This window comes from Bartonella sp. W8122, assembly GCF_016102485.1.
Classification (GTDB): Bacteria; Pseudomonadota; Alphaproteobacteria; order Rhizobiales; family Rhizobiaceae; genus Bartonella; species Bartonella apihabitans.
Genome location: NZ_JACFOO010000003.1, coordinates 56,781 through 77,596, shown reverse-complemented (window position 1 = coordinate 77,596; position 20,816 = coordinate 56,781). Strand labels below are relative to the sequence as shown.

Here is a 20,816-nt window from a genome sequence, read left to right as displayed (position 1 = left end):
AAGGCCGCAGGTTCAAATCCTGCCCCCGCAACCAATCACTAGACCTCCCCCAGCTTCACGCCTATAGGCATACGCTTTGTATAACGCTAAGCTTTCCAGCAGACGACGGCTCTGCTTCTCTGCTTGTCTTCAAACGCTTGTCGCTTGGAATGTGTGTAATGCGAAGCGGAAATAACAACGTGCACAACTCGTTACCCTTGGAAAAAAATGCAGTAGGCGCCTGATACTGAAAGAAATGCCTTTTGAAAGGATGCTCGATAAAGCAACTAGCAACCTGCTAAAACGCCTCACATGACCATGAGGTAATTGAATTACCTGCTCCAAAATGGCCGCTAATCGTTGGGTGTAAAATAAACCAAGTCACCCGTTGTTGCGCGATAAATCGTGTTCTGGAAAAGCAGGTCATCGCTAACGGCGTTTAAACTGTTCATCTTTGGTTCAAATGAGAGCTCTTTAGTGAGTCATTGGTCTTTTTGCCAGCAGTAAAAATTGATCTGTCCTTCAGCGATTGCAGACACGGGTTTTATCGCCACCAAAATAAAATACGCATCGTGGCATTGCCCGCCGGCTTTGAACAGCGCGTTCCGTAGTGTCTCAAAGACAGGAAGAATCGGAAGATTGCTTAGATGGTCATTTATCAGTTCGGTCAAACAATAGACCGTTTCTAGCGTGGCACCGAGGTGTAAGACGCCGCCAAAGGCAAAAGCGGTTTGTGCTGCCTCTACCGCGTCGCCGATATCCTCTGTCGAGATATATGTGCAGTCGACAGTGACAACGCAAGGCCTGGTACAGTCATTGCTGGTTTCCTCGTCGCTTTGTATCATCTTCATGCATGGCCGGTGGCTGCAATGCAGATATATCTCCATGTATAAATTATAGTTGGCCGTAAAGCTCACGTTTCCCTTCGTAATGGGGGAGGTCGAGAACAGATTGGATCATAGTTGAACTATAAAGCTGCGGTGATAAGTAATCCTCGGTTGCAGGTGGTTAGGCAATAAATGTATTCGTTGATAAACGAGTTAATGGAGCATTTACATGAAGCAACAGAACCCACAGGAAAAGAAAGAATATATTCCTACTAAAGAGAAGGTGGCAATAATATCTAGCTGTGTTTTGGTAGCTTTGTCCATTGCTGTTTGGGGTTATATCTGTGTGAATGGAATCAGACCATTTCCATATATTGCTTTGGTTTTCTGTAGTTATGCGTTCACAATTGGGGGTGGCATAATTTGGATAACAGTGCTTTTTTCGGAGTATTTTAAACGCGCCGCTTTCTACGCCGCATTGTTTGGTGTTTTTATAAGCGCAGCGTGGTTTTATGTTACCGTAGGGGTGCGTGACAATATAACAACGCAAGCTTTCGATCAGTTTTTCAATGCCTTTATGGCTATTTGCGTATTCCTGATTTCTGTAGGCGTTATATTTAAGACATATCTGGAAAGCTTGAAGAGAGCACACAAACCAATAACAGACGACGTTGATTATGAAAGCAATAAAAGAGCACTCGCCGCTATAGTTGGTGTTGCAATACTAATTATAGTGTCTTCTGCAATTTCTTACCTCTTTTTTCCTAAGGGGGGAGAAATATTTGATGAGAGCATCACATTTACAAAAATTGTGTTGTTCTCTGCCGGTATTACAACTTTTTATTGGGCCGCCAAAGCAAATTTTATTAAAGCTGAAGATTTGACCGAGCGCAAGTTGGAAGCCAAAAGACACGTGGAACACGACACGGCTCAACTCATCTCTGATGCAGCTAAACTTCTTGGAGGCCAGAGTGATGCAGAAAAATATGCAGGCCTTGCTTTTTTGAACAAAGTGGCCAGCAAAGAAGACACGCCATTTAGTAAACAGGCATTTGATATGATTTATCATTATGTTTTGTATGAAAAAGATCAGACAACGGCAAATAAAACTCGTATTGCTGCGCTCAAATATCTTGAGGTCCTTATCGATAAATATGAGACTTGGGATAAGGAAATTATCATTTTGGAGACATCGCCGGATGATCGCTTTCTGCAGAATACATTCAACCTTCTTATTTGCTACAAAAACTTCACCATTGTTCGTATGAACTTTGAAAACACTTATGATTTTAGCCAGTTTGAAAATTGTTTTTTTGATGGTTGTATAATCAAAGGCATTTTCCCAATCAATTGCTCGTTTTGGGGTTGTATTATTGAAAGTGTGTATAGCCATGTCACGGGCGTTGGGTATTGGACGAAATATAGAGAGTACGAAGAAAATATCTTAGAATTCGAGCAAAGTGATTTGTCTGGTTTTCATTATCACGGATCGTTCACCAAAATAAAGGTGGATGGTTGTTATTATAATGCTGACAATCCTCCCGATGAGTATTTTCTTGAGATTCACAAAGATAATTTGACTGCCAAAGACCCACAATAGCCCCCTATGCCGCTATTTCGGCGTGATTGCGCCGGTTCGGCCTATTGGTGACTCCAGCCCCGTGCAACATCTCAGCCAATTGTAAAAAAACATCCACCGTATGTTGATGTCGTTCTCGCCAAGATCGATAAGCATTCAGTACTGGTCTTGAGGGCTTCACAGCTAGGGCGGCGATGTGCATCGTCATGAGTGAGGCAGATAATACTTGCCCCGGACGTAACCTTTTATCTGCATTTGGTGTCAATAATAATTATACGGCTCGCCGCTTCCTTACAGATAGTCGATGAAATAATTGAATGAGCCAACTGAGTAGTGAACCAAAAGAATTATTCTGGCATTGTTTGTGTTGCTCTATCCAAACGCCCACCAACAAATGAACCAATTATTGTATAAACAGAAGCATCAAAATCTCTGTTTCCGCTAACTTTCTTTTCGATACTATCGCCTAGTTCGGGGTCAGTGGCTTTGGCTTGAATGTTGGCAACGCTTTTCGAAGTGAGTTGGATGCCAGAGAAGATATAGCCACCATCATATTTCTAAATGTTAGCTATGCGGATCAGCCCTTTACTATTTATCCAGTACGGGCTTCGGCAAAAGTTTAAAGAACTTCTTCCTCGTTCCCCCGCCATTCTTTCATAATATCCATAGTATCTGAGTCATCAAAATCAACTCGACTAAAAATTTTTTGTATGATGTAAGATAGAATTCGCCTCATGGTTTGATAGTGGTATTCCATTGTAGACATGAAATTGGTTGCCATTACTTTGTCTGGTTATTAAAAATAAATGAAAGCGTTGCTTTTTTAGAGAAATTTTAAAGTGTTAAACTTATGAACTTAAATAGAAATCCGTTTTATTTGGATATAGTTTAGTACCTTAATATTGATTTTTCTACGAGTCTCCATCTGTCTTATAGATAGGTTCCTTTTTGCGTGCGTATTAGCCTGAAAGTCATATTCCCATTTAGTGATCACGCCTTTCTCATAGAAAAACGCTGTAGATTCAGTGTTTAAGCTTTTGTTGATATCTGTCGTAATGAGTTTTATTCCGGAAAAAATTAGATCTGATCGAAGGCCAAGGAAGCGATTGACGCAGCGATTGCCAACTGTAGCGTGGTTTCCATTAAGCCTGTTAATCAAAACGCAAATTTCAATAATGGGCGTGTGACCACATAAGCAGCTTTCTGGTTGATCAGCTATATAAATTTGCGACAACTCCCATTCACTTTTTGCTTGATCCCAATCTTTAGCTACACTACGCGAGAGAATAGCTTCCTTCAATTTTTGAAAATTATATCCGTTTTCTGACTCAAACATGACATCCCCTTCATGTTGTATTGCTGCATTAATAACCGAATTGCCATCGTAACATGCCAGCTTATAGATATTGTTTGAACCAATTATAAGTAGTAAGAATATAGGCGTCAAACGTACCATCATGGAGGGGCTTTTGAACTGGCTTTGGACATCGAACGGTAAATTTTTTGGTTATCGTAATGGTGATGATTTGTGGACCTATGATGGGAAGCATGTCGGTCGTTTTAGACGTGATGTTATCTATAATTGTCATGGGCATTATTTAGGAGAAATCAAGAATGACACTCGGCTCATACGGCGAAAGAATAAGTCAAGTTCTTCTAGCTGTTCGTTCACCCCAAAGGCAAAGCGAATGGCCTACATGAAGCGTGTAGACTACATTGGATATGTAATGCTTGCTGGGTATGAAGATTTTCTCCCCCCAGAATCGTTTTTGTGAAGTGTTACGTGAACCTTGTTGCCGAGTTGACACCATTTTGTTAAGGCAATTGCATCGAATTTATGTTTGATATGTGATGTTGCAATTACCCAAATTATAAAAATTCGACAGTAATGGAGATGATCATCAAGATGGATGCGCCATTAAAGCCTAAGTTAGAAAGTTGATTGCCTTTGAAAAATCTCACAGCTGTTTCTGACAACAATGAATAGTCCCACGCCATTTGGGAACTCTCCCTATATCCCTATTGTCATGCGATTGCCTGTAGGTTAAGTTTTTCAGGTGGCAGGATGTGATGAAAGTATACACTTTCATAATTTGCCGCTCTGGGCGCGGCCTTTTAAAACCAATCTTATGAAGGATGAATAGCAAGGCAACTCAGATAAGAAAATGAAGAGTGATGATAGCATCAAAAAAGATGCCGGTTTGTATCTTCGCCTTTCTAAAGTTGAAAAAACTTTCTTCCAAAAACAGCCCGGTTCTAGAATATCGCTGTATCCCACATGATCCGCCGCTTTGTTCTGGCGGTAGAGGCACAAGCAAAACTCATAGAACCGAAACCATGCAAGACGCTAGGCGACCTTTGCAGCAATTGCAAAATTATTTTATCACCGCAATCATTCCCCCTTCTGCTTCTTACTCAAAGATACCACACGTCAAAACTGTTGGCTCCTGAAACTGGCCTGAAGTTGTGATAGCGTTCAAACGCTTTTCGTCTGTATCGCATCTCGGAATAAAGCTCCTCACGGAAATATGCTGTATAGCGAACAAATGCCGTGATAGTCTGCTTCAGAAAGACATTCTTTTTATCTCCAGATATAACCTAACAAAGAACCCGTACAGTTGTTCGCAGCGTCGGTTTAGGAGTTTACAATGTTGTCTTGACTGAAGGTCAAAAGGTTAAGTTCACGATCTCACCAACGCATCCTGCCTGCGTTGACATTGCACTTAACTTAGGCTGTGTTTTATTTTTTTAAGTTGATAATATGGGCGGGATAGGTCCAAAGATTTATTATTGAAGTGGAATTGTCCCTTTATTAGAGAATGCACAACTGCCTTACGTTGTTAACTCATCGATTTGTTTGTGAAAGAAATTATAAAGAACAGGCAACGTGCTGAGCAACAGTTGAAAGAAGGAAAAATGTCGACACCGCAAAACAAAGATGAATTGCTGAATGCTATCGAAACGACTTTTTCCAAACTGGCTGAAGATTTGCGTAAAGTACCAGCAGATGTTTCCGGTTTGCCGTTCATGGAGGGCCATTCAAAAGGCGAGCTTATGACTGTTTCAAATCTCGTTGCCTATCTTTTGGGGTGGAACAGGCTTGTCCTGAAATGGTTGGAAAGGGATGAAAAAGGAGAGCCCATCGATTTTCCCGAAACAGGTTTCAAGTGGAATGAACTTGGTGAACTCGCCAAAAAATTTTATTCCGATTATAAGAATGTTCCTTTTGTTGATCTTGTTGATCGGCTTTGTCAGGCAAAAGACCAAATTGTTGTCGAAATTTCCAAACGGAATAACCAGAAGCTTTACGAAAAAGAGTGGTGCGGAAAATGGACAATGGGGAGGATGATCCAATTGAACACCTCTTCACCCTATTCCAATGCACGGAACCGCTTGCGGAAATGGTTAAAAAATCTCGACGTCGAATAAAGATGATTTCGGAGAGCATAAATTGATAGGCGAATAGACTGGTAGTCGTGCTTTTTTAATCGGCGATCAGGGAAAAAACTGCGTTACAACAATAAAAATGCCGCGGAGAGCGTAGGCTTTCCGCGGCGATGATTTTTGTTTTTTTACAGGCTATTCGGATTTATTTTCGCCTGTTTTCTGTTTGGCGCTGTCTTCCGTCAATTCATACCACATCGCATTCAATATTGCGAAAGCGGCGGCAAGCGGAAGGCCGAGAGCCCAAGAAAAATACCACATGGAATTTCCTTTCAAGAGTAGCAATCAATAGGATTGCTTGTTTCCTTCGATTGTTTTGACGCTGACTTTTCCCCAAAGGATTTTGTAAACCCAGCTTGTGTAGGCCAAGACTGTCGGAACAAAAATGATCGCGACAATCAGCATGACAAAGAGGGTGAAATGGCTTGAGGAAGAATCCCATACCGTAAGGCTCATCACCGGATCAATAATTGAAGGCAGGATGAACGGGAACATTGCAACGCCAACGCTTGCGATAATGCCGGCAATGCCAAGTCCGTTAGCGATAATGGCAAGGACCGGTTTTCTCATGGCGAGACATGCGGCTGCCAATAGTGGTGCAACAAGTCCGATAATCGGAACAATCCACAACATCGGTGTTTGATGGTAATTTTCAAGCCAACCCGAAGCATTGGTTGCGATCTGTTTCATCAACGGGTTTGAAGGGCCGTTGGCAACCACACCACCGGTAATATGATAGCCGGTTGTTGCAACATTCAACAAAAGCCCGCACAAACCATAAAGAATGGTTGTGAGAACACCCGTAATCATGCCGACTTTGCGTACACGGCTGAAAATCGGATCATCTGTTTTGACAGCAAGCCAGCTTGCCCCGTGGGTGAGCAGCATGACAATCGACAGAACCCCGCAAAGGATTGCAAACGGGTTCAACAGTCCGAAAAACGAACCATGATAGAAAATCTGCATATCGGGTTTAATCTCGAATGGAACGCCTTCAAGCACATTGCCCATTGCAACACCGAAAATCAGACTTGGCAAAAAGCCACCGATAAAAAGCAGCCAGTCCCATGTTGACCGCCAAGTTTTGCTTTCGCGTTTGCTGCGGTATTTGAAGCCGACAGGGCGCAGAATAATGCCAACGAGCACAAGGAACATGGCAATATAAAAGCCCGAAAACGAAACCGCGTAAAGTTGTGGCCAAGCGGCGAAAATGCCGCCGCCTGCCAAAATCAACCAAACCTGGTTGCCTTCCCAAACCGGTCCGACGGTGTTGATGACAATGCGTCGCTCAAGATCTGTCTTACCAACAAAGGGGAGCAACATACCGGTTCCCAGATCGAAACCGTCCATGACTGCAAAGCCGACAAGCACAATGCCAAGCAGCAGCCACCATATGATACGTAACACGTCATATGAAATCAAATCGTGCAAAATCATGATTTTTATCCTTTAAGATAATGCTGTGGCAGAGGCGTTGTTTTGAACCTCGCTGTGGTCGTTAAGAGCATCCGGACCTTTCCTGATATATTTCAGCATCAAGCGGACTTCTACGACAAGAAGCGCGGTATAGAGGGCAACAAAGCCGCAAATTGTAAGGAATACTGTCGTAACGCCGAGGTTTGAAACCGCAACGGCGGTCGGAAGAATTCCTTCGATAATCCAGGGCTGACGTCCAATTTCGGCAACAACCCATCCACATTCAACAGAAATCCATGGAAGTGCGATGGCGCAAACAGCAAGTTTAAGCAACCAACGTCTGTTTTCCAAACGATGACGTGCCGACAGATAGAAGAATGTCGCCATAATCAGGATAAGGGCAAAACCACAGGCAACCATGATACGGAAAGCCCAGAAGATGACCGGAACTTCCGGAACAAGGTCCCAAGCCGCTTTGCTGATTTGTTCATCTGTTGCCGTGCGCGGGTCATCGACATAGCGTTTCAACAGAAGTGCATAACCGAGTGAACGACCGTTATTTTCAAACTGGTCGATTGTTTCTTGTGGAACAGCTGCGCCTTTTGCCTGCTGGATTTTGTCCAGTGCATCATAAGCAAGGATACCTTGTCTGATTTCTTTTTCAGATTGGGCAACGAGATCCTTGATGCCGGGGATCTGTTCGTCAAACGAACGCGTACCGATAATGCCCATTACCCACGGAATGTGGATTGCAAAATGGGTTTCGCGGTTTTGAACATCGGGAAGACCGAACAGTGTGAAAGAAGCCGGAGCTTTTTCAGTATCCCACATGGCTTCGATTGCAGCGAGTTTCATTTTCTGGTGTTCGCCGGAAAGGTAGCCGCTTTCATCCCCCAGAACAACGACGGAAAGTGAAGCAGCAAGACCGAATGATGCAGCAACTGTCATCGACCGTTTGGCAATTTCTTTATAGCGACCTCTCAGGAGGTACCAGGCTGAAACGCCAAGAACGAAAGCGGCAGCTGTTGTATAACCGGCTGAAACCGTGTGAACGAATTTCGCTTGCGCAACAGGATTTAAAATAACCGAGGCAAAGTCGCCCAATTCCATACGCATGGTTTGCGGGTTGAAGGTCGAGGCGACCGGATTTTGCATCCAGCCATTGGCAACCAGAATCCACAAAGCCGAGAAGTTCGAGCCGAAGGCCACGCACCATGTGGCAATCAGGTGTTTAACCTTTGACATGCGGTCCCATCCGAAGAAGAACAGGCCGACAAAAGTTGCTTCCAGAAAGAAAGCCATCAAAGCTTCGATAGCCAAAGGTGCGCCAAAAATATCGCCGACATAATGGCTATAATAGCTCCAGTTCATGCCGAACTGGAATTCCATAACCACGCCGGTTGCCACACCTAACGCAAAATTTATACCAAATAGCAGTCCCCAGAACTTGGTCATGTCTCGCCAGATCGTTCGACCTGTCATGACATAAACGCTTTCCATAATGGCAAGCAGGATTGATAATCCTAGCGTTAGTGGGACAAACAGAAAATGGTAAAGCGCTGTCGCGGCGAATTGGAACCGTGATAGGCTGACAATGTCAATATCCATAATTCAAGTCCTTACATTGAGTGTTTGTCATAATTGTCCTCGCGTAAACTTTCTAAAACGCGTTGATAGTTCTCGCTCGAGCGCTCATAGTCGCCGGTGATGCGGGTGTGATCGAGTGTGATGATGCGGTCGCAACAGGTTGCTTCCCGTTTCAGGTGGGTGACAAGGAGCCAGCTTTTTTCACGCCCATAGTGCTTCATGCGCTCGAGAATATCGCGGGCGGTTCCGCCATCTATATTCTCTGTCGGCTCATCAAGTAGCCACAGGTCGCGTTTCTGCAGGAAAAGGCGTGCCAATGCGAAGCGACGTGCCTGACCGGTTGAAAGACCGGTCTGGTTTTCACCGATGCTGCTATAGAGGCCGTCTTTGAGATTATCGAGATAGTCGTGTAGTCCCGCACGCTCCATGGCCTCGACCATGTCTTCGTCTGAGGCGGTCACATTGGCAAGTTTCAGGTTCTCATGCAGAGTGTCATGAAATATATAGGTATTTTGTTCCAATAATGCTGCTTTAATTGCTGCAATTTTTCCCTCCACAATCATATCTTTTGTCATGAAGAGCGAAATAAGCGAACTTTTGCCGGCACCATTGGGGCCAACAAAGGCTATTTTTTCTCCCGAGCTGACGTTGAAATGAATATCGTTCAAAACTGCCGGCAATTGCGGCTCGTAGCTTGCCCGCTTGATGTCGGCTATCGCAACATAGCTACATGGTGGCAACTCTTCGCGGGGTTTGGCTGAATTGGCACTTTCACCTTCGACAAATGGCGAAAGTCTGCGTAACGCCAATATATAGCGGCCGATCTCGCCACAGCCCTGATAAAGCGGTTTGATAAGGTCATAGAGTGTCAGTGCGGCAAGTACACAAAGTACAGTTAGCGGCAGACTGATCGAACCATAGCGATAGAGGAAAACAGTTGAGAAAATAAGCCCGACAAAAATGAACTTGTCGACAAAACCGCTTACTGCTTCAATGGCGAGCTGCCGTCTTTTCAGAGAAATATCACTTGTTGCAAGGCTGTCTTCCGTGTTCATAACATGGCTGGTGAAAGCCTGCTGGCAACCATTCATAACAAGATCGGTCTGGCCGGAAAGAAGTGCGATTACACGCGTGCGCAGGCTTTCACGACGTATTGCAAGGGAGGCCGACCGTTTTTCGTCAAGTTTTATGGAAAGGCTGGAAAAAACAATGACGGTGGCAAAAACAATCAGTCCGAAGCCAATCCCCATGCCCAAATGAACGGACGAAAGCACCGCTATAATTGTTAAAATTGCAATGAGCGCAACAATGGAAGGGACGATAAGCTTCAGATAAATGAGCTCGTAACTATCAATATCGCCGGTTAAACGGTGCAATAGCCTTGCCGGACGCATGGCAAGATCGCGCAAGGATTTTCTTTGTGCAATCGTTTTGAAGAGTTGCAACCGCAAGCCTCTGCTCTGCATGAATGTCGCATCATGATTGACGAGCCGTTCTGCGTAGCGCGCACCGGTTCTCAAAAGTGCAAAAAACCGTATGGCAGCCGAGGGCATAAAAACATCAAAAACACGTGTTGCCGCAATCGTTAATCCCGCTATTCCTGTTGCGGTGATAAACCAGCCGGATAGGCAAAGAAGGCCGATTGTCGAAAGTGCTGTGAGAACGGCGAAGACAAGTCCCCAAAGCATTTTTTTGCGAATAATTCTGTCGCGAGGCGCAATAAGAGCAAGGATTGTTTTCATCTCTCGCTCTCCCTCAAATTAACGTCCGGCGAAAGTTCAATCACTCTGTCCATGCGCTTGAAAAGTTCCGGGTCATGGGTTGCAACAAGGAGGCTATTTTCTCCGGAAATTTTGACGAGTGCATCTATAACGATTTTTGCACTTTCAGGGTCAAGATGGGCTGTCGGCTCGTCGATAAGAAGGACATTGCGGTCTTTTTCCAGTGCGAGCCGCACCAAAGAAAGACGGGCAGCTTCGCCACCGGAAACACCGGTTCCGCCTTCACCGAGGCGCTGGTATTTGCGCTCATTGGCGAAATCATGCAAATTGGCAAGATCAAGATAATCGTCTATATGATCGAATTTTCTGTTGAATGTTATATTGGAGAGGATTGACTGGTCGAACCAATAAGGCTTTGCACCCATCCAGCCGATTTTGGCTCGAATTTCATCTATATTGTTCCCGTCCACAGTCAAGCCGTTGACTTTGATTGATCCCTTGTCAGGCTGAATAAGACCGGCAATAAGCGCGAGCAGAACCGATTTTCCGGCGCCGCTTTTTCCTGTCAGCGCAACTTTTTCTTGTCTGCCGATTTTTAGCGAAAAGTTTTTGAAAACCGGCTTTTCGGGAATAAAGCCGAATGAGAGATTCTCAATTTCGATTGCAGCGCCATTCTTCAGGGAAGCTGTTTCTTCCGGTTTCGTATCATATGATTGTTGAACAATTGGCGATTGGCGAACATCAGAAGGTTGATGAACTATCGTCTCGCCTTTGCCGACAAGTTTTGTGAAATTTTCCATGGCAGCTTTACCTGCAACACGGTCGTGCCAGACGCTTGCAAGTTCGCGCAAAGGTTCAAAAAAACTCGGAGCAAGCAAAAGAATGAAGAGTCCTTCGGCAAGGCTGAGCTTGTTTCCCCAAAAGCCGATAGTAATGACGCCTAAAAGATGAAAACCGATATAGACGGCCATCAAAGCGACACCGAGAGCCGAGAAAAGTTCGAGCACGGCCGACGACAAAAAAGCAATGCGTAGCACCTTCATTGTCCGTGTAATGAGGTCGTCGGATTGGCGGGCAAGGCGTTTCGCACTCCAGAAGGTGGCATCAAGAATGCGCAATGTTTTTATTCCGCGCAAACGATCAAGCAGATAGCCGTTCATCTCGCCCATTTCCTGCCATTGTTCTTTTGCGGCTTTTTGGGCTTTGGCGCCGATAATAGCCCAAAAGAGCGGGATGATCGGTGCAGTTATAAAAAGCAGCAGACAGGCAAGCCACGAAAACGGCAGTATAAGGCAAAGGATGACAAGCGGAACGACCGCAGCGCGAAGCATCAGGGGGAAGTATTTCGCGTTCCATGAAACGAGCGTCTCGCCCTGATCGACAAGAATATTGGCTGCCTCGCCACTCGGCATACGTTTTTTACTTAAAGGAGAAAGAAAATTAAGGTGGGCTAATCCGCGTTTGCGCCACTCATTCAGGTTCTGACGGGAATTTTTGAAGAGATCAAGTTGGCTATGATAATCAAGACAGGCTTTGATTGCTGCAAGTATAATAATGGCAAGGCCTGCAATGATAACGGTTGATAATGCCCCGTCTGCTTTGGCAACAATCAGGCTCAATAGTGCAGCTTCGGCAATCCAGAAGAGTGGCAAAAGACTGAATATGATTTGTGATAGGGTAAGCCTTGGCAAGTGACCGGCTCTTTCATTTTCCATATCAATTTGACCCGTTTTCACAGTCAAAACATATAAGGTCGTTGCGGCCGAATTGCCGCCAACACTTACGTCCTCACTTCTTTAAATTTCAAGAATAGGCGTTATTGTATCAATGAGTATTATATAGGTATGAGCTCATAAATTTTTTATACATGGGCGGACCGGGTTTTAAAAATTGTATTTGCAAATGTGATTTATTTCTTTAAGCTATAAATCATGAGAGGGAACACTTGGGGTACGACTGATGAATCTGGCACAATTGAATTATGTCCTTGCTGTTGCACAGTCCGGCAATTTTACTGTAGCGGCAAAGAACTGCCATGTGACGCAGCCGACCTTGTCAAACAGCATTGCCCAGCTTGAGGACGAGTTTCAGGCGCGCATTTTCTCGCGCACGACGCGCCGTGTCGGCCTTACGCCTTTTGGCCAACATATCATGCCCTATATCGAAAAGCTGATCGAGGCGAATTTCAATCTCGTCGACGAAAGCAAAAAATTCAATAATCAGGAAACAAACGTTGTCAGGATCGGCAAATCGCCATTGATGAGCTGCCAATATCTGGCAGCCGTTATGAATGATTTTCGCACGGAGAATCCGAACTCGGAAATCGTGTTATGCGAACGCAATAGCGGTGATCTCATCGACTTGCTGGAACGCGGTGAAGTCGATTATGTCTTTGATGTTGAAGCAGAAAAAAAGCCTACAAGGGCAAGCGAATTTCTTTATGAAGAGCCGCTCTATTTTATACCGAGCACGGCACAACCGATCAGAAACGTCAATGTGGTGCATTTTTCCGATATTGCCGACGAAGTCTTTGTTATGGTCGATGACGAATCCGGATTGAACAAGTTTATCAGGGAAATGTTCGGGCACCACAATCATGTTCTGAAAGAATATACCGGAAAAACAGTTTCTTTTCGTGAACTTGAAAACTGGGCGCATTGCGGACTCGGAGCGGCACTCTTGCCAAAATCGGCAATCACTATGACATCAGGTCAGCGTTATATCTTGTGCGATCAGGAAGAGCGCCCGATACAAATCCGTTACGAAGCGACGTGGAAGAAAAATATTCCGGTTACAAACGGAAAATTGAAAAATTTCCTAAAACAGTAATTAAAACGGGTATTTTGCACCAATAGCGAAACTTCTAGCTTTATTTTAGAGGAATATTTTTCCAAAAAAATCGTTTGAAGTGAATCGTATCCTTTTTTGCAGCTTTATAGAGAAATAATTATCCGGTTAAAGAATATAACGGGAAGTGTGTTCAAAACTATCTATTTTCGGGAAAAGCCTGTGAAAGTACTGGAGTATTTTTGAAGTTGAAAAAATATCACGAATAGAGAAATTTATCGGCATGAATTTATCGGGTTGAAAATTCCGTGTGTCTGAAACATTGATCGGCTGAAACACTGGCGAGCAAAAATACCGGCTTGTTCAAACTCTCGCTAATCCAATATTCCTGTGAGCCCGCAACGCGTGGTGACCAGGAATTGCAATGATCTTGATAATTTTTTCTAAAGGGAAAAAGGGGCGATTTGACTTTCCGTGAAGTGCAGGACTGTGATTATCCAATTGATTACGGGTTTTAGAGGTTTTTTTGCCACTTCAAGGGGCAAATGGTCCTGAGGCGGGCGATTTTTCATAGCTATTACTTCCAAAGTAGATCAAGAATTCGGACAGTCAATTTGGAAATTCGGATTTCCGACATCTGCGCTTTCAGAAATACCAGCGCGTTTCCTTTGTAGTGAGAGGGAGTATTAGAGGAGGGTGCCAAATGCCCGACGAATGGATTTGCAAGGCGTCTTGAAAGTTGGCGCAGTTTCGACGTCTAGAAAATTTTGTTCACCGGCATTGGTGTCGCCAAAGTTTCAAGCTCTTGTAACTTGTTGGAAAATTTCCGAAACGGGAATTTTTATTAAAAAATCTGTTTAGTCGGCGGGTGTTCATGACCGGACATAGCCAAGGGTTCTGAATTCCATTTTGTTAAATCAAACGATTGTTAAAATAAATGGTCGGGAAACTTCTGTTGCAAAGATATATCGTGGTGTCGAAATGTCGGCTTCGTGGGAGCTATGAAACTTCTACCGCTACATAGTTTTAATCCTTGAAGATCAGAAAAACAGCACTGGCACCCACTTTATAAAATGTTCGTGCGTCTTGGGTTTGTGGACGTTCCGGATTCGCAAATGGCATAAATTGACGGCTAGCCCGAATTTACAGATGGTGCGGATTTGTTGATAAGGCGGATTTCCCGGCTGAAATTGAATTTCTGGTAAGAAGGGCTTTTTGGTGAGCTGGTCTTTTTCCCTTGCCTGACTACGACATTGCCTCGTTGCTTTCGCCTTGAGGCGCAGTTTCGGCAGTTACCGATAAATGTCAACGCTCTAAAAAGGCGAAACAAAGAGCGGGGACTTGTATGTCCCCGCCAGGCAATGGTTTAGTTTGTATTTGATGAGCAACAGTCCCTTAATTCCTTCTTTGCTTGGTGTTTTGCAAAAAGGCTTGAGAGAACCGCAAGGAAAAGTGCTGCAAAAGAAAGGCAAGCACCTGCCCAGTTCGGCGAGGCATAGCCAAAGCCAAGGGCGATCACCAGACCGCCGAGCCATGAGCCCAGCGCATTACCAAGGTTGAAAAAGCCGATATTGACTGCCGAAGCGAGATTGGCACCGCCAGCGGCTTTTGCCCTATCCATAACAAGGCGCTGGATTGGCGAGACGCTGGCAAAACCGAAGGCAGCCATGAAAAATATCGAAAATACATCCGCAATTTTGCTGGCTATAGTGAGATAGAAAAACAGCATCACAACGGCTTGCCCGAAGAGCGTAATATAAAGAACCGGCATCAGTGCACGGTCGGCAAATTTGCCACCCAAATAATTTCCGACAAACAGGCCTCCGCCAAAAATAAACAGAAGAAATGTAACGCCCTGATCGGAAAAATGACCAAGCTCCTTGGCCATCGGGGCAATATAGGTAATCGAGGTGAAAAATGCTGCAGGGCCTAAAATAGTGATGCCCATGGCAAGAAGAACATGAATATCGCCAAAAACAAATAGTTCGTTTTTCAATGATTGTTCATGATGTTTCGGCTGTTTCGGAACAAGTCGCGACGTTGCAACAAATGCAACCATACCGATAAGTGTAATGAGATAAAAAGTGGTACGCCATGACGTTACATGGCTGAACCAGGTACCGGCAGGAACGCCGATAAAATTGGCGGCTGTCATGCCGCTGAACATGAAGGCGATTGCGCTGGTCCGCTTATCTTGAGGGACGAGGTCGGCGGCAAGGACAGAAGCAATACCGATGAAAACCCCGTGGCAAAGAGAATTGATAACCCGCCCGAAAATGGCGGTGGTAAAATTGGGGGCAAGCGCAGTCAGAAAATTTCCGACGATGAAAAATGTCAATGCAAGAAGCAGCAGTTTTTTCTTTTCGACATTGCTTCCCAATATGATGATAATCGGTGTTCCGAAAAATACCCCCAATGCATAAGAGGTTGCCAAGAAACCGGCAGCCGAGACCGAAATGTGAAACTCTGCCTGAATGGCAGGCAAAAGGCCGGAAATAATATATTCTGTTGTGCCGATACCAAAAGCGGCAATTGCAAAAGCCCATAAAGCAGCTGGCATAATGATATTCCCTGATTTGTGTTAGATACAGGAAACAGCTAGGCTAGTAGTAAAAAATATGCTAGAAGGTACTTGATAGGGACATAGATACCAAAAAGTGACTATTATGCCGAAAAACACCAAGGAAAACCTAGTCTTTGTCGAAACCTGTCCGGCACGAAGAATTATGGAATTATTTTCGGTCAAATGGAAAAGCATGCTTTTGCACGCATTGTTCCATTGGCCAAATGGCAAATGTCGCACTGGTGAACTGCAACGCGCTTTACCGGGAATTTCCAAAAAAATGATGATCCAGACATTGCGTGATCTTGAACAAGGTGGGCTGGTTCACCGCCATGTTTTTACGGTTGTTCCCCCAAAGGTTGAATATTCGCTCACCCCGCTTGGAAAAAGATTTTGCGAACCAGTTGAAATGCTGTTTGATTGGGGAAAAAGCAACTGCGACGCATTGGAAAAGTTCGAGAAAAACCAGCACAAAAACGCAAAACAGGATGAGAAACCCGCTCATTAATGCGTTGGTAAAATGATGGCAGAAGCCCCACGTAGCGTTAGTAAAACAAAGTGGTATTTTCCCTTGCTTTTGTTTGCGGGAAACATCGGGTGAGTAACCGGAAAACTTGAAAAATTAGACCATATGTTCTTTTCTTCCCCGTTCACCACAGTCAGGATTTTCAAGGAACAAAATCGTTAGCGATGCTTACGGTTAAAATTACTGCGGCTATTAACCCTACATCCGGTTTATCAAGGTTATTTAAAACACTCGGATAAAGGATGGGGACTTTCGCCCTCGTCCTTTTAAAATCCGGTTCGGGTCATTTTTTCAGCCAAAGTTGCAAGGCAAGATCAGCCAAGGCGGCGGGCGACCGCGCGAACTGCGCTATCAAGCAAATAGCCGATCAATCCGATAAGCAATATGGTTGACATCAGTTCCGGATAAGCAAGCCGGTCGCGTGTATCAAGAATGAAATAGCCAAGGCCTGCCGAGACGCCCAACATTTCACAAGGTACAATGATAATCCATGCAATGCCGATAGCCAAACGGATCCCCGTCATCATATGGCTTAGAATTCCCGGAAAAACCACATAGAGCAATGTTTCACTTTGTGTTGCAGCAAGGCTTTTTGCAACCAGCAGAAAATGCCGATCAAGTTGTTTGACACCTGCTGCCGTGTTGAACATGATTGGCCAGACGGTTGCAAAGGTAAGAAGAAAATAAATCGGCTTGTCGCCAATGCCGAAAACCATCACGGCAATCGGCATCCACGACAATGGCGAGATCATGCGCAGAAACTGGAATGCCGGACCGGTCGCTCTTTCCACCCATGGTTTAGCACCGATCAAAAGCCCGACAGGCACGCCAATGACGAGTGCAAAAAGCAAACCGACGACAATGCGTTTAAGGCTGATGAGAGCGTGAAGGAATAAGTCGGAGCCGGTCAACAAGTGCCAGAAAGTCGGCAATGTTTCCTCAACCGAAAAGCGGCTTGCAAAGCTGTTTTTGGCGCTCAAAACATCTGTTCCAAGCCACCAGAGGAAAAGAAGCAGAACAAGTCCTGACAAACCGGACAAATGGCGAAGGCAGCTTTTCATCACGCTTTCTCCCCGTTAAACTTCAATCTCTTCATTGCGCACGAAACTGTCTTTCATGCCGAAAGCGGGAAGTCCGCCAACTTCGCTTAATGCGCGTTTGACAAATTGGTCATCGACAAGGTCTTTTGCGGCAAAAGCCGGATCAAGCGGTTGAAGAAACGCATTATCACCCTCAATCAAAGTGTCTTTCAGGCGTCTTACCAGTTCTTCCGTGTAGCTCGGATAAGGATAGGGCTGAAAATCTATGCGCTTTTCAAGCCAGTCGGGGTGAATGATTGCACCCGATTTTTCATAAAACCGGTTATCATCTTCGTTCGGAACAAGAACACGTTTAAGAACATCGGAACCGAAAGGCATATATTTGTTCGGATTTTCTTTGGAAAGAAGAAGCGCTGTTTCTTCGCGGTTCTTTGCTGTCCACAATTGCGCTTTGACCATGGCGGATACGACTTTTTGCGACCATTCGGGGCGCTCTTTCAGGTCGTTTTCCTGCATACAGACAAGACAGCAGGCATGGTCACGCCAGACATCGGCCGTAAATCTTGCAAGTTTTGAAACTTTGGCCGCTTCACCTGCTGCATTGAAGGGTTCTGCAACGATAAAGCCCGAAACCTGACCATTGGCGACAGCCGGTATCATATCCGATGGGGCCATGATCACCATATTGACTTCATTTTTTTCAATTGTGCCACTTTTTCTGGAAACAGGTTTCAAGCCGTTTTTGCGCAAGATCATTTGTAACACAACTGTGTGGATTGAATACCAGAATGGAATAGCAACGTTCTTGCCGCCAAGATCGGAAATGGAATTGATGTCATTGGCAACTGAAAAACCGGAGCCGCTCATATGGTTCCATGCAACGACTTTAAGCGGCGCTTTACTTGAATAGCGTGCCCAGATAGCGATTGGCGAAAGGACATGCATCACATTGATCTGGCCGGCAAAAAAAGCTTCTACAATTTGTGACCAGCTCCGAAAGAGAACCGGTTTTTCAGCTTTCAAACCTTCGCTTTCAAAAAAACCTTTACCATGAGCCACAAGCAAAGCTGTTGCATCGGTGATTGGCAAATAGCCGACTTTTACCGGCTCATCCTTTTCCTGTGATTTTGCTCTTCCAATATTTAAAAACGGCAAAGCGCCACTTGCCGTCAATAAAGCCGATAGCCGCAAAATGTCGCGGCGGGAAAAATATTCATCTTTCATATTTCATCTCTTTTTTTAAGTCCTGCATCTCTCAAAGTTGCAAGAATTTCGATACGGATTTTGCCGAGTTCTTCGACAAATTGATTGCGCGGTTTGGGGAAATTGATTGTCCATGTGCCGATGATGTTTGCCGGTTTTCCGCCAAGCAGAATAATGCGTTCGCTGACAAGCAAGGCTTCATCGATGTCATGCGTAACAAGAAGCGTTGAAGCGGAAAATTCTTTAACGAGTTTAATCAGCAGATTTTGCATATCTTGGCGCGTCAATTCATCAAGTGCGCCGAACGGTTCGTCGAGAAAAAGCAGTTCCGGATTTCTTGCAAAGCAACGCGCCAGTCCTGCCCGTTGCGCCATGCCGCCGGAAAGCTCGGAGGGGCGAAGTTTGCGCGCATAATCAAGCCCCACTTCGTGGATCGCTTTATTCACCCGATTTTGCCGTTCGCTTTTTTCAAGCTTTTCGCGGTTTTTGAAATCAAGGCCAAAGGCCACATTTTTTTCCAATGTCAGCCACGGCAATAAACCCGGATTTTGAAAGGCCACAGCAATATTCGGGTCAACACGGGTAAGCTCTTTGCCGTGAACAAAAATATGGCCGCCATTGGGCTTTTGCAGGCCGGAAAGTACACGTAAAAGGCTCGATTTTCCGACACCGCTTGGCCCCAGAATGGAAACAGTTTCATTCCTTCCGATTGCAAGGTTGAAATTTTCAAGAATAGAGGGCGCATCGTCGCGATACCGCAAAACGATGTTTTTGGCTTCAAGAAGGGGGGCTTTTTCTGTCATGAATTTGAATGCATAAACGGGTTAATCACGCCAAGGCGTTTTTAAGCTGCGTGACACTGGGGGTAATAATGGGAACAAAACTTGCTTCGCGCAAACGACGGGGAAATCCTTCGGCAGTCTCCATGAGATAGGCACCGCCACCGCGGGTTTCCAATTCAAGCAGAACCGCTTTCCAGAGCCAGTCGGTCAAGCTGATGCGGAGCTTGAATAAGTCTTCGGGAGCATCGACAAAATGGCGGTTGTTTACACCTTTGATAAGTGCATCGCGCAAGCTTGACAGCTTTTTGTCTACCTCGTCTATGTCGCCTTTGAGCGACGCTCTTCGGGCATTGAAATGTTTTTTGGCTTCGTCAATAAAGCGCGCTGCCAATCCTGAAAATAGACCGCATTGGAGTGCGATAAACGCCGGACGCAATGTTTTCAGCCATTCGGCAATATTGTCATGTAAAATCCGGTCAGCCGTTAAAGCAACCTTATCCATGGTGATCGCTTTTGTCCCGCTTGAACGCAAAGCCAATAAATCGAGCGATTGGACATTCACCCCTTTGTCACTGTTTTCAAGGCTGAAAACGACCGCGCGCCCGTTATCAAGTTCGGCTGCACAGGCTGCAAAAAAGCCTTGTTGGTCGATATTGGTAATCCACGGCATTTTACCGGTAAGCTGATAGATGCCATTCTCAAGCGAGGCAAAATTTTCCATTTTTTCGAGGCCCGAAAGATGCTTCATCAAATTGGAAAGACCGGCAGAACCGGCCATTTTACCTGATGTCAAAAGCGGCAATTGACGGCTTTTGAGCGCTTCATTCGGGCTTTCTAAAACGCATTCGATATAAGCGCGGTGCGCCCATAAGACGAAGGCAGCCGTGAACGAGGAATAGGCAATGTCGGAAATCGTCAAAATAGCGTCAGCAATGGTTTTGCCATCGCCACCGAATTTTTCCGGCACACCTATGCCGGTCAATTTTTCTTTTGCGAGGCTCTCCAATATAATTTTCGAGGATTGGACCGTGGTGTCCCATTCCTCTGCATGGGCTTCAGCCCACGGATAGAGCTTATCCGAGCTCTTCAAACGAGGGGATAACATTTTAAAATAGCCTATTGGTGAGGGGAGAAGAAAAAGACAAACACTGTTTTTTCGCGCCGCTTGTTGAAGAAAGGCGCGATTGAAAAACGTTGAATTGTGAAGGAAGAGACATTTTAATTCCCCGCAAACTTGCTATGGACATCGTTAATATTTCTTGTTTTTTAGAAATGTTCAACCTTTTATTTTTTCATCAAGAAAACCCGCATGCATTTTTAAAAATTTTTAAATGAAAAAGCTGGTTTAAAATCGGGCCCGAG

At 45.0% G+C, this 20,816-nt stretch carries 17 protein-coding genes; 5 read left to right on the top strand and 12 right to left on the bottom strand.

Annotated features, from left to right (window positions below; genetic code table 11):
- Positions 1 to 461: 461 nt before the first annotated feature.
- Positions 462 to 824: a hypothetical protein gene (locus tag H3S83_RS11390; protein WP_198239906.1), complete on the bottom strand. Its 363-nt coding sequence runs from the start codon at positions 822 to 824 to the stop codon at positions 462 to 464.
- A 211-nt stretch (positions 825 to 1,035) separates the two neighbouring features.
- Here H3S83_RS11390 and H3S83_RS11385 point away from each other — a divergent pair, with 211 nt between their 5' ends.
- Positions 1,036 to 2,406, top strand: coding sequence for a hypothetical protein (locus H3S83_RS11385; RefSeq protein WP_198239905.1), 1,371 nt, complete (start codon positions 1,036 to 1,038; stop codon positions 2,404 to 2,406).
- 835 nt (positions 2,407 to 3,241) lie between these two features.
- Here H3S83_RS11385 and H3S83_RS11380 read toward each other — a convergent pair.
- Positions 3,242 to 3,844, bottom strand: coding sequence for a hypothetical protein (locus H3S83_RS11380; protein WP_246741808.1), 603 nt, complete (start codon positions 3,842 to 3,844; stop codon positions 3,242 to 3,244).
- Here H3S83_RS11380 and H3S83_RS11740 point away from each other — a divergent pair.
- Together H3S83_RS11740 and H3S83_RS11375 are read left to right on the top strand one after the other, a co-directional pair.
- On the top strand, positions 3,843 to 4,160 hold the full coding sequence (locus H3S83_RS11740) for a 4-fold beta flower protein (RefSeq protein ID WP_370541374.1): 318 nt from the start codon (positions 3,843 to 3,845) through the stop codon (positions 4,158 to 4,160). The genes H3S83_RS11380 and H3S83_RS11740 overlap by 2 nt on opposite strands.
- 1,141 nt (positions 4,161 to 5,301) lie before the next feature.
- The gene (locus H3S83_RS11375) at positions 5,302 to 5,814 is read left to right on the top strand and encodes a ClbS/DfsB family four-helix bundle protein (RefSeq protein ID WP_198239904.1); all 513 of its coding nucleotides are present in this window, start codon (positions 5,302 to 5,304) and stop codon (positions 5,812 to 5,814) included.
- Between the two features lie 150 nt (positions 5,815 to 5,964).
- On the opposite strand, the gene cydX is transcribed toward H3S83_RS11375, so the two are convergent.
- From cydX to cydD, 5 genes are read right to left on the bottom strand one after another with little or no spacing between them, the layout of a single operon-like run.
- A complete protein-coding gene (gene cydX, locus H3S83_RS11370) occupies positions 5,965 to 6,090 on the bottom strand; it encodes a cytochrome bd-I oxidase subunit CydX (protein ID WP_198239903.1) in 126 nt (41 codons plus the stop codon).
- Between the two features lie 24 nt (positions 6,091 to 6,114).
- A complete protein-coding gene (gene cydB / locus H3S83_RS11365) occupies positions 6,115 to 7,266 on the bottom strand; it encodes a cytochrome d ubiquinol oxidase subunit II (protein ID WP_198239902.1) in 1,152 nt (383 codons plus the stop codon).
- 12 nt (positions 7,267 to 7,278) lie between these two features.
- The gene (locus H3S83_RS11360) at positions 7,279 to 8,853 is read right to left on the bottom strand and encodes a cytochrome ubiquinol oxidase subunit I (RefSeq protein ID WP_198239901.1); all 1,575 of its coding nucleotides are present in this window, start codon (positions 8,851 to 8,853) and stop codon (positions 7,279 to 7,281) included.
- A gap of 11 nt (positions 8,854 to 8,864) precedes the next feature.
- Positions 8,865 to 10,574, bottom strand: coding sequence for an amino acid ABC transporter ATP-binding/permease protein (locus H3S83_RS11355; RefSeq protein ID WP_198239900.1), 1,710 nt, complete (start codon positions 10,572 to 10,574; stop codon positions 8,865 to 8,867).
- A complete protein-coding gene (gene cydD, locus H3S83_RS11350) occupies positions 10,571 to 12,268 on the bottom strand; it encodes a thiol reductant ABC exporter subunit CydD (protein ID WP_198239899.1) in 1,698 nt (565 codons plus the stop codon). The genes H3S83_RS11355 and cydD overlap by 4 nt, the downstream gene beginning before the upstream one ends.
- Before the next feature lie 244 nt (positions 12,269 to 12,512).
- Between cydD and H3S83_RS11345 the strand changes: the two genes are divergently transcribed.
- Positions 12,513 to 13,382 (top strand): LysR family transcriptional regulator, encoded by an 870-nt coding sequence (locus H3S83_RS11345; RefSeq protein WP_198239898.1) that lies wholly within the window; start codon positions 12,513 to 12,515, stop codon positions 13,380 to 13,382.
- Between the two features lie 1,324 nt (positions 13,383 to 14,706).
- Here H3S83_RS11345 and H3S83_RS11340 read toward each other — a convergent pair.
- Entirely contained in the window at positions 14,707 to 15,900 is a 1,194-nt protein-coding gene (locus tag H3S83_RS11340; protein ID WP_198239897.1) for an MFS transporter, read from the bottom strand.
- Positions 15,901 to 16,006: 106 nt separating this feature from the next.
- Between H3S83_RS11340 and H3S83_RS11335 the strand changes: the two genes are divergently transcribed.
- Positions 16,007 to 16,411: a helix-turn-helix domain-containing protein gene (locus H3S83_RS11335; RefSeq protein WP_198225955.1), complete on the top strand. Its 405-nt coding sequence runs from the start codon at positions 16,007 to 16,009 to the stop codon at positions 16,409 to 16,411.
- A gap of 332 nt (positions 16,412 to 16,743) precedes the next feature.
- Here H3S83_RS11335 and H3S83_RS11330 read toward each other — a convergent pair whose 3' ends face one another.
- The 4 genes from H3S83_RS11330 to H3S83_RS11315 are packed head-to-tail and all read right to left on the bottom strand — an operon-like array spanning position 16,744 to position 20,559.
- Positions 16,744 to 17,490 (bottom strand): ABC transporter permease, encoded by a 747-nt coding sequence (locus H3S83_RS11330; protein WP_198239896.1) that lies wholly within the window; start codon positions 17,488 to 17,490, stop codon positions 16,744 to 16,746.
- A 15-nt stretch (positions 17,491 to 17,505) separates the two neighbouring features.
- Entirely contained in the window at positions 17,506 to 18,693 is a 1,188-nt protein-coding gene (locus H3S83_RS11325; protein WP_198239895.1) for an ABC transporter substrate-binding protein, read from the bottom strand.
- The gene (locus H3S83_RS11320; RefSeq protein ID WP_198239894.1) at positions 18,690 to 19,475 is read right to left on the bottom strand and encodes an ABC transporter ATP-binding protein; all 786 of its coding nucleotides are present in this window, start codon (positions 19,473 to 19,475) and stop codon (positions 18,690 to 18,692) included. Before H3S83_RS11320 ends, H3S83_RS11325 begins: the two co-directional genes overlap by 4 nt.
- A gap of 25 nt (positions 19,476 to 19,500) precedes the next feature.
- Entirely contained in the window at positions 19,501 to 20,559 is a 1,059-nt protein-coding gene (locus H3S83_RS11315) for an acyl-CoA dehydrogenase family protein (protein ID WP_198239893.1), read from the bottom strand.
- Positions 20,560 to 20,816: the final 257 nt, after the last annotated feature.